Raw genomic sequence first — 9,213 nt, 5'->3', positions numbered from 1 at the left:
AGTGCTGTCGCGAGGGTTTCGAGATCTGTCGTCACAAACGGATCAACGAGACCCTCGCTTCATGCACCCGAAGACTTCGGACTTACTCGTCTAGGCCGTGTCTTCTGGATCAGCTCGGGCGCGCGGCGCCGCCGCTTGGCCGCTGTGCGGGACGAGGGTCCCCGGCCCTCCCTTCGCCCGTTCCCCGGGGCTGCGCCCCGGACCCCGGCGCCCCGGACCCCGGCGGCGTTTGCGGCGACGGGCGCGCCCGGAAGGTCAGTCCTGCTTCAGGACGAATGACGTGCGGGCCACCGGGAGGCCCGGGGACTTGACCTCGACGACGTACGTGTCCGGGGCCGGGTTGCCCTGCGGAGGGTTCTGGCACTGGTCCGCCGCGCTCGGCTTGCGGTCCCATTCCACCGACTGCTTCGTCTCCCCCTGCGCCGGCATCCGGTAGAACGCGTTGGCCGCGCCCGTCGGGCAGTCGGCGGAGGACCAGACGGCCTTGGCGCCCGTCGTCTGGTAGATGGTCACGACCGCCTGCCTCGGGCCGAGTCCGAACTTGCAGGTGCTGCCCGAGGTGTTGCGGACGAGCAGTTCGAGACGGGGCTTCTCGTTCGTCTCGTACTCGTTCTTCACGCTCTTGACCTCCCACTGCAACGCGCTCGCCGGGCACGTCGGCAGCGGCGAGTCCGCCGGGACCTGCGCCGGGGCTCCGCCCGAGCCGCCGCCCGAGGAGGACGAGGCGCCGGAAGAGCTGCCCGCCGTACCGGAGTTGCCGGTGCCGCCCGGGTCGCCGTTCTTGTCCGGGCCCGCGGTGGAACCGGTACCGGTGCCCGACTCCGCGCGACCGCCCGGGGCCTGACTGATCGCCGGGCCGGAGCCGGAGGGGCCGGGGGTGATCGTGCGCACGGGTCCGGAGCCGTCGCCGCCGCCCTTGCCGTTCGTACTCGTCTTGCCGCCACCGGAACTGACGAACCATACGGCGAGCAGCGCGACGAGTGCGGCGACGGACGCCAGCACGGCCCTCCGCCGCCAGTAAATGGAGGAGGGGAGCGGCCCGACCGGATTGCGCAGAGATCCCACGCACCGAACCTTACGAGAACTCGTGCCGCGTTCAGCGCCCCACATGCCGCTCATCCGGCAGGTTTTGCCGATGATCATCCTGCGGGAGCATCCGGGAGCGGTCATTACCGGCCAGGGGTCCGACGTGGACGCGACGGGGCGCCGAGTACGGTCAGTGACCATGGACAGCTCCGACCTCTATCGCGACATCACCGACTTCGCCCACGCCACGCCCCATTGGGTGCAGACGGCCGTCGAGGTCTGGACCGAGTACGGCCTGCTGGTCTTCGGTCTGCTCTTCATATCCACCTGGTGGCGTGCGCGCGGGAGGAGCGCCGACGGCCCCCGGGCGCTGGCGCTGGCCGTGCTCGCGCCGCTGGTCACCGCCCTCGTGTACGTGGCCTCCGAGATGGTGAAGTCCACCGTCGACGAGGAGCGGCCCTGCCGGGCGGTGGCCGGGGCGGCCGCCTCCCTGGTGCCGTGCCCGCCGTACGGGGACTGGTCGTTCCCCAGCAACCACTCCGCCATCGCCGGGGCCGCCGCCGTCGCGCTGGCGCTGGCCGTTCCGCGCCTGGCCTGGCTGACCCTGCCGATGGGGCTGCTGATGGCCTTCTCCCGGGTCTTCGTCGGGGTGCACTACCCGCACGACGTCGGCATGGGCCTGCTGCTGGGGGCTTCGCTGACGGTCCTCGCCGTGGCGGCGCTGACCGGTCCGATGATCAGGCTCGTCACCGCCGTCCAGGGGAGCGGCAACCGCTTCGCCGTCTGGTTCACCGGTCCGGGCCCCGCGCGCCGGGCCTGAAACGTGCCAGGATGCCGTCTGCCATGACTGCATCCCCTTCACCATCGCCATCCCGCCCCTCCGCGCTCCACACCCCCGTCATCGCGTGGTTCGACGAGCACGCGCGCGATCTGCCCTGGCGCCGCCCCGAGGCCGGCCCCTGGGGGGTGATGGTCAGCGAGTTCATGCTCCAGCAGACCCCCGTCAGCCGGGTGCTGCCGGTGTACGAGCAGTGGCTCGCCCGGTGGCCCCGGCCCGCGGACCTGGCCGCCGAGGCGCCGGGTGAGGCCGTACGGGCCTGGGGGCGCCTCGGCTACCCCCGCCGGGCCCTGCGCCTGCACGGCGCGGCCGCGGCGATAACGGAACGGCACGGCGGCGACGTCCCCCGGGACCACGCGCAGCTGCTGGCGCTGCCCGGGATCGGGGAGTACACGGCCGCCGCGGTGGCCTCCTTCGCGTACGGGCAGCGTCACGCGGTGCTGGACACCAACGTGCGCCGGGTCTTCGCCCGCGCCGCGACCGGCGTCGAGTACCCGCCGAACGCCACCACCGCCGCCGAGCGGCGGCTGGCGCGGGAGCTGCTGCCCGGGGACGAGGCGACGGCGGCCCGCTGGGCGGCGGCCTCCATGGAGCTCGGCGCGCTGGTGTGCACCGCCAAGAACCCGGACTGCGTCCGCTGCCCGGTGGCGGCGCTGTGCGCGTGGCGGCTCGCGGGGAAGCCCGCGCACGACGGGCCGCCGCGGCGCGGTCAGACGTACGCCGGGACGGACCGGCAGGTGCGCGGCAAGCTGCTGGCGGTGCTCCGGGAGGCGGTGGGCCCGGTTCCGCAGGCGGTGCTGGACACGGTCTGGGACGAGCCGGTGCAGCGGGCGCGGGCGCTGGACGGCCTGGTCTCGGACGGGCTGGTGGAGCCCCTGGCGCAGGGGATGTACCGGCTGCCGCAGAGCTGACGCGGGACGGACCGCCGCAGGCCCGGCACGGATCGGGATCCACTCGAAGCTGACTCGAAGATTCCGTTTCGGGCCGGGAAACCGCAGCTCACGGGCGCTGTTACACAACCTACGGGTGTCCGTGCGCCCACCGCAGGCTGACCCGCACAGTGCCGTGACAACCCCTACGTAACTTCGGACCCGTAAGACGGAGACGGGGACGGCAGCGGAGGCGGTCTGTATGGCGCACGGAGAGGTACTCGAGTTCGAGGAGTACGTACGCACTCGGCAGGACGCCCTCCTGCGCAGTGCCCGGCGCCTGGTCCCGGACCCCACCGACGCCCAGGACCTGCTCCAGACCGCCCTCGTGCGCACCTACGGCCGCTGGGACGGCATCGCCGACAAGTCCCTGGCCGACGCCTACCTGCGCCGCGTCATGATCAACACCCGGACGGAGTGGTGGCGGGCCCGCAAGCTCGACGAGGTCCCCACCGAGCAGCTCCCGGACGCCTCCGTCGAGGACGGATCCGACCAGCGCGCCGACCGTGCCCTGCTCATGGACATCCTCAAGGTGCTCGCGCCCAAGCAGCGCAGTGTCGTGGTGCTGCGACACTGGGAGCAGATGAGCACCGAGGAGACGGCCGCGGCGCTCGGGATGTCGGCGGGAACCGTGAAGAGCACACTGCACCGCGCCCTGGCCCGGCTCCGTCAGGAGCTGGAGAGCCGGGACCTGGACATGCGTGCCCTGGAACGCGGTGACCACACCACGCGCTACGAGGGGCGGGAGCGGTGCGCGGCCTGAACGGCCAAAGCCTGAGCGGAAGAAGCTCGCTGGTGCTCATGTCGGCGGGGACCACGGTCCTCGTCGGCACAGTGCTGTTCGCGGCCGGTTGCTCCGCGGGCGGCACCGGCCTGCGCGACGGCGGCCCCGCGCGCACCGATCCGGTCGCGCGCAGCAACCAGCCCACGGGCGGCCCCACCAAGCCGCCGGCCCCCGGGCACTCCGCCGCCGCGTCCACCGGCAGCCCCGTCAAGCGGGTCGACCCGGTCGCCCTGCTGAAGGCCGACCCCAAGGTCAGCGCCGAGATCAAACGGGACCTGAAGCCCTGCACCGGCAAGGATTTCCCGATCGACGTCAGCTACGGGAAGATCACCGGCAGCACCGCGGTCGACGTCGTCGTCAACGTCCTGTCCTGCGCCGACGCCATGGGCCGCGGCTCGTACGTGTACCGCTCCGACGGCGGGAAGTACGAGAATGTGTTCACGGACGAGCAGAAGCCGGTCTACGCCGAGATCGACCGGGGCGACCTGGTGGTCAGCAAGCCCGTCTACGGGCAGGACGCCGCACCCTCCGAACCGTCCGGCGAAGACGTGATCACGTACCGCTGGAACGGCGAACGGTTCGCCGAACAGGACCGCGTGCACTCGGAATACAGCAACGTGTTCAACCCCGGGATGCAGCCGGCCCCGGCCGTCTCGCCGAAGAACTGACCCGCGGAAGAGCTGATCCGCACCGACCGATGGAACCGGAGTGAGGCTGGGCATGGCCGAGACCCACGTGCTGTTCGTGGAGGACGACGACGTCATCCGCGAAGCCACGACCCTGGCGCTGGAACGCGACGGCTTCGTGGTCACCGCCATGCCCGACGGCCTGTCCGGCCTGGAGTCCTTCCGGGCGGACCGCCCCGACATCGCCCTGCTCGACGTCATGGTGCCCGGCATGGACGGCGTGAGCCTGTGCCGCCGCATCCGCGACGAGTCCACCGTCCCCGTGATCATGCTGTCGGCGCGCGCCGACTCCATCGACGTGGTCCTGGGCCTGGAGGCGGGCGCCGACGACTACGTCACCAAGCCCTTCGACGGCTCGGTCCTCGTCGCCCGCATCCGCGCCGTGCTGCGCCGCTTCGGCCACGCCGGCGGCGCCCAGAACGGCGCGAACGGCTCAGGCGACGCGGACGGGTCCGGCGAGCGCGGGGTCCTCTCCTTCGGCGACCTCGAAGTCGACACCGAGGGCATGGAGGTCCGCAAGGCCGGAGCCCCCGTCGCCCTCACCCCCACCGAGATGCGGCTGCTGCTGGAGTTCTCCTCCGCGCCCGGCACCGTCCTCTCCCGCGACCGGCTCCTGGAGCGGGTGTGGGACTACGACTGGGGCGGCGACACCCGCGTCGTGGACGTCCACGTCCAGCGGCTGCGCACCAAGATCGGACAGGACCGGATCGAAACGGTCCGAGGCTTCGGATACAAGCTCAAGGCATGAGTAGAACCGCATGAGGCGAGTCACCCTCCGTACGGGGATCCGCTGGAAGATCACGCTCGCCATCGCCGCCGTCGGCGCCCTCACCGCGCTCGCCCTGAGCCTGGTGGTGCACAGCGCTGCCCGCGTGTCGATGCTGGAGAGCGCCCGCGACCAGGAACTGGAGCGCGTCCAGTACATCGCCCGCACCCCCGACGCGGGCCGCAAGCCCATCTGGGGCGCCAAGATCAACGACCCCGAGCTCCCCGCCGAGCTGCGCGAGAAGGCCCGCTCGGGGCGGCGCGGCACCTACATCCACGAGTCCCCCAAGCGGGTCCCCGAGGTGTGGGCGGCCGTACCCCTCGGCAACGGGCAGGTGCTCTCCATGCACCACCCGTTCCGCGAGAGCGCCAACATGGTGCGCGACCTCGACCGGGCCCTCGTCGTCGGCTCCCTCGCCGTGGTGATCGGCGGCTCCGCACTGGGCGTGCTCATCGGCGGCCAGATCTCCCGCCGGCTGCGCCAGGCCGCGGCAGCGGCGCAGCGGGTGGCGCACGGGGACCCCGAGGTACGCGTACGCGACGCCGTGGGCGGCGTCGTACGGGACGAGACGGACGACCTCGCACGGGCCGTGGACGCCATGGCGGACGCCCTCCAGCAGCGGCTCGAAGCCGAACGCCGGGTGACGGCCGACATCGCGCACGAGCTGCGGACCCCGGTGACGGGCCTGCTCACGGCGGCGGAACTGCTGCCCCCGGGCCGGCCGACGGAGCTGGTGCGCGACCGCGCGCAGGCGATGCGGGTGCTGGTCGAGGACGTGCTGGAGGTGGCCCGGCTGGACAGCGCGTCCGAACGCGCCGAGCTCCAGGAGGTGGCGCTCGGCGAGTTCGTCAGCCGACGCGTGTCGGCGCTGATGCCGGAGGCCTCGGTACGGGTCGTCGCCGACGAGATCGTCAGCACCGACCCGCGCCGCCTGGAGCGGATCCTCGGGAACCTGCTGGCCAACGCCTCGCGGTACGGGCGGGCACCGATCCAGGTCGACGTCGAGGGCCGCGTCGTCCGCGTCCGGGACCACGGGCCCGGCTTCCCCGAGGCCCTGCTGCGCGAGGGCCCCAGCCGCTTCCGCACCGGATCCACGGACCGGGCGGGCGTCGGCCACGGGCTCGGACTGACCATCGCGGAGGGGCAGGCCCGCGTCCTGGGCGCCCGCCTCACCTTCCGCAACGTGGCCGCGCCGGGCGGCGCGGAGAGCGAGGGCGCCGCGGCCGGTGCGGTGGCGGTGCTGTGGCTGCCGGAACACGCCCCGACGGCGACGGGCAGCTTCCCGATCATCCAGCTCCCGGGCTGACCCCTCGGCCGCCCCCGCCCGGCCCGCGTCCGACCCGGGGCACTCCCCGGGCCGGGACGATGTTCTAGCATCCGTGCCATGACTGACGGTACGGATCGCCCGAACAGCCCCCAGCCCGGCCCCGCCTCGGGGAGCGGCGGCTACGGATTCCCGCCGCAGACGCCGAACCCCTACCAGCCGGGCCCCGCGCAGGGGCAGCCGGCCGCAGGGGGCTTCGGCCCGCCCCTTGCCCAGCCGCAGCCCCCGCTCGGCGGCGGCGAACCGTTTCCCCCGGTGTCCCCCGCCCCCGCCTCCTCCTCCACCCCGGACTGGCAGGCCATGGCCGACGCCACCGAGGCCCAGCAGCGCAAGCGCAAGCGGCTGACCATCGGGATCGGGGCGCTCGCCGTCGTCCTGGTGGCGGGCGGCGCGGGGTTCTTCGTACTGAACGGCTCCGACGACCCGAAGGACCCGCCGGCCGTCGCCGCCTCGGGCTCCCCCAGCGCCTCGGGCGGCACCTCCTCCCCGTCCCCGGACGGCAAGACCCCCGAGGACGACTCCCCCACCGTGCCGGGCGAACCGAACCTGCTGCGCGACCGCAGCGGGAAGATGGGCATAGCCCTGGGCCCGGGCGCCTCGCTGGGAGAACTGGCCAAGCGGACCGAGGTCCGCTTCAAGGGCACGGCGGACTCCTACGCCCAGGGCGCTGAGGCGGCCGTGGACGTCACGAAGAGCTTCACCGTCTCCACCCGCGCCTACAACGTGGCCGAGAACGGCTCGCGCATGGCGGTCAGCCAGGGTGACGGGGACTCGTACTCGTTCGAGCTCGGCTTCGAGGTCGTGAACGGCAAGAAGGCCTGGGTGTTCCGGGTGCAGACCGGCGACAAGGGCCAGGCGGCGACGGCCCAGCAGGTCATCGCGGACAACGTGGACACGACCCGCCAGTGGACCCTGCTGACCGGCACCTACGACGCGGAGAAGAAGACGATCGCCCTCTGGGTGGACGACAAGCAGGCCGGCCAGGCGCAGGTCTCCGGCATCTGGGCCGGTCCCGGACCCCTCCAGCTGGGCCGGGCCCGCCACCACGGGATCTGGAGCGCCGCGTGGGACGGGCCGCTGGACCACATCCGGATCTTCGACCAGGCCCTGGGCCAGGAGCAGATCACGGGCCTGAAGAACAACAAGATCGGGAAGGCGAAGCCGACCCACTCCTGGCTGATCTGAGCCCGCGGGGTCAGATGGTGACGCCGGCGTTCCGCAGGAAGGCCACCGGGTTCACGGCCGAGCCGTAGTTCGGGGTGGTGCGGATCTCGAAGTGCAGGTGCGGGCCGCTGGAGTTGCCGGTGTTGCCGGACAGCGCGATCTGCTGGGCCGCGGAGACCTTCTGGCCGATCTTGACCTGGATCCTCGACAGGTGCGCGTACTGGGAGTACGTGTTGTTCGCGTGCTTGATCACGATGGCGTTGCCGTACGCGGGGCCGTCGCCGCCGCCGTTCGGGCCGGCCTTCACGACGGTGCCGGAGCCCGCGGCCTTGACCGGGGTGCCGGTCGGGACGGCGAAGTCCTGGCCGGAGTGCTTGTTCGTCCACATGTTGCCGCCCTTGCCGAAGGTCGCGGAGAGCGTGTAACGCTCGACCGGCTTGGCCCACAGGGCGGTCTTCGCGGCGGCGGCCTTGGCGGCCGCGGCCTTCGCGGCGGCGGCCTTGGCCTGGGCGTCGGCCTGCGCCTGCACGGCGGCGACCTCGGCGGAGGCGGACAGGGTGCTGGGGGCCTCGTCGGCGAAGGCGGCGGTCGTCCCGGCCCCGAGAGCCAGCACCGCACCGAGACCGGTGGCGGCGAGGGCGATACGGGTACGGCGGGTGCTGACGCGCTTCGCGGACATGTGGAGACCTCCGGGGCCGGGGACAAGGGCGTGTTCGGGCAAGAAAGATCCCGGCGCTGCGGACCGAACCGCCACTGCCGGGCTTGCCCCACCTTGGTAACCCGCGCCCCCGGGCTTCCCCAAACGTCCCTTTTACTACCCCGTCTCGTAGCCGAGAGGTCGATCTCCACCCCCTTGACGGCCCCCACCCTGCACCTACGCAGGGACAAACCAGGACAGCAAAACCTACGAGAGGTCCTAGTAGGTCCGATTTGCCCTGTGCGGCTTGTCACCGCCCCCGGGACGTTCGCCCCCCACATCAGGGCCCAACGCCCCGCAACCGGCACGGGTGAAGCGCCATACCCCCGGGCTGCATCAGGGAGGGCAGGGGGCTTCCCGTCAGTCCCATCGTCCTTCCGGTTCGGCCCGGTCCCTCAAGGGCGCTCCCTCCGGTCGCGTCGCTACGCGATGGCCTTCGCGGCCACCCTTGACAGACCGACCCGCCCCGGAAAGCCGAAAGACTGCCGGGAAACCCCCAAAAGAACGGCACGTCCAGAGGAGGAGGGACGGGCCTGTCATGGACGAGACGAGGGACCGGGCCATGGCCCGCCGGGCAACCGGGCCCCCAGAGGCCGAGATCCGGGGCCGCAGGGGCTCTACCTGCACGGAAGGACGACAGGACCGTCCTCCGGACCACCCAGGCGCGGCAGATCGCTACGCGCTCCTCCCGGCCGAGCGTCCACCACCCGTCTGGGGCTGATACCTGCACCAGAGGTTGATCAGAGCAGTCCAGGTTGCAGGTGGGCGCGGCAGATCGCTACGCGCTCCTCTTGTCTCGGCGCCTGGCCGCCATCCCGGGGCCTGAGAGCCTCCCCGGGGGCCATAAACCAGCGCAAGACGGCCGCCGGACGCCGGACCGAGAGAAAGTGTGTAGCGATCTGACGCGCCCACCGTCTCCCATGGCCTCCTGCTCGCCCAGTGGTGCAGGCACCAGCCCCGGACGGCCGCCGGACGCCAAGCAGAGAGGAGCGCGTAGCG

Annotated in this window: 9 protein-coding genes; 7 read left to right on the top strand and 2 right to left on the bottom strand. The window is 72.4% G+C overall.

From position 1 onward, the window contains the following. Positions 1 to 255 precede the first annotated feature (255 nt). Positions 256 to 1,065, bottom strand: coding sequence for a hypothetical protein (locus AC069X_RS27015; RefSeq protein ID WP_478732289.1), 810 nt, complete (start codon positions 1,063 to 1,065; stop codon positions 256 to 258). A 160-nt stretch (positions 1,066 to 1,225) separates the two neighbouring features. On the opposite strand from AC069X_RS27015, the gene AC069X_RS27010 reads away from it, so the two are divergent. The 7 genes from AC069X_RS27010 to AC069X_RS26980 all read left to right on the top strand — a co-directional run bounded on the left by AC069X_RS27010 (position 1,226) and on the right by AC069X_RS26980 (position 7,538). Next, entirely contained in the window at positions 1,226 to 1,846 is a 621-nt protein-coding gene (locus tag AC069X_RS27010) for a phosphatase PAP2 family protein (RefSeq protein ID WP_478732287.1), read from the top strand. 23 nt (positions 1,847 to 1,869) lie between these two features. Then, positions 1,870 to 2,775, top strand: coding sequence for an HhH-GPD family protein (locus AC069X_RS27005; protein ID WP_478732285.1), 906 nt, complete (start codon positions 1,870 to 1,872; stop codon positions 2,773 to 2,775). A 220-nt stretch (positions 2,776 to 2,995) separates the two neighbouring features. Next, entirely contained in the window at positions 2,996 to 3,556 is a 561-nt protein-coding gene (locus AC069X_RS27000) for a SigE family RNA polymerase sigma factor (RefSeq protein WP_007264805.1), read from the top strand. A 38-nt stretch (positions 3,557 to 3,594) separates the two neighbouring features. Further along, positions 3,595 to 4,245, top strand: a complete 651-nt coding sequence (locus AC069X_RS26995) for a hypothetical protein (protein WP_478732310.1) — start codon at positions 3,595 to 3,597, stop codon at positions 4,243 to 4,245. Positions 4,246 to 4,297: 52 nt separating this feature from the next. Further along, a complete protein-coding gene (gene cseB / locus AC069X_RS26990) occupies positions 4,298 to 5,011 on the top strand; it encodes a two-component system response regulator CseB (RefSeq protein WP_478732283.1) in 714 nt (237 codons plus the stop codon). A gap of 10 nt (positions 5,012 to 5,021) precedes the next feature. Then, positions 5,022 to 6,335 carry a two-component system sensor histidine kinase CseC gene (cseC, locus tag AC069X_RS26985; RefSeq protein WP_478732281.1) on the top strand — a complete coding sequence of 438 codons (1,314 nt, stop codon included), beginning with the start codon at positions 5,022 to 5,024 and terminating at the stop codon, positions 6,333 to 6,335. A 78-nt stretch (positions 6,336 to 6,413) separates the two neighbouring features. After that, positions 6,414 to 7,538, top strand: a complete 1,125-nt coding sequence (locus tag AC069X_RS26980) for a LamG-like jellyroll fold domain-containing protein (RefSeq protein ID WP_478732279.1) — start codon at positions 6,414 to 6,416, stop codon at positions 7,536 to 7,538. Between the two features lie 10 nt (positions 7,539 to 7,548). Here AC069X_RS26980 and AC069X_RS26975 read toward each other — a convergent pair whose 3' ends face one another. Beyond that, entirely contained in the window at positions 7,549 to 8,196 is a 648-nt protein-coding gene (locus tag AC069X_RS26975; protein ID WP_478732277.1) for a M23 family metallopeptidase, read from the bottom strand. Positions 8,197 to 9,213: the final 1,017 nt, after the last annotated feature.

This window comes from Streptomyces sp. NPDC043896, assembly GCF_056435605.1.
Note: the sequence above shows the minus strand (reverse complement) of the source record. Positions and strands in the feature narration are given on the sequence as shown.

What these genes read in the sequence shown, in the direction of transcription:
- AC069X_RS27010 (WP_478732287.1), top strand. Translation starts at nt 1,226, where the DNA reads ATGGACAGCTCCGACCTCTATCGCGACATCACCGACTTCGCCCACGCC.
- AC069X_RS27005 (WP_478732285.1), top strand. Translation starts at nt 1,870, where the DNA reads ATGACTGCATCCCCTTCACCATCGCCATCCCGCCCCTCCGCGCTCCAC.
- AC069X_RS27000 (WP_007264805.1), top strand. Translation starts at nt 2,996, where the DNA reads ATGGCGCACGGAGAGGTACTCGAGTTCGAGGAGTACGTACGCACTCGG.
- AC069X_RS26995 (WP_478732310.1), top strand. Translation starts at nt 3,595, where the DNA reads ATGTCGGCGGGGACCACGGTCCTCGTCGGCACAGTGCTGTTCGCGGCC.
- cseB (WP_478732283.1), top strand. Translation starts at nt 4,298, where the DNA reads ATGGCCGAGACCCACGTGCTGTTCGTGGAGGACGACGACGTCATCCGC.
- cseC (WP_478732281.1), top strand. Translation starts at nt 5,022, where the DNA reads ATGAGGCGAGTCACCCTCCGTACGGGGATCCGCTGGAAGATCACGCTC.
- AC069X_RS26980 (WP_478732279.1), top strand. Translation starts at nt 6,414, where the DNA reads ATGACTGACGGTACGGATCGCCCGAACAGCCCCCAGCCCGGCCCCGCC.
- AC069X_RS26975 (WP_478732277.1), bottom strand. Translation starts at nt 8,196, where the DNA reads ATGTCCGCGAAGCGCGTCAGCACCCGCCGTACCCGTATCGCCCTCGCC.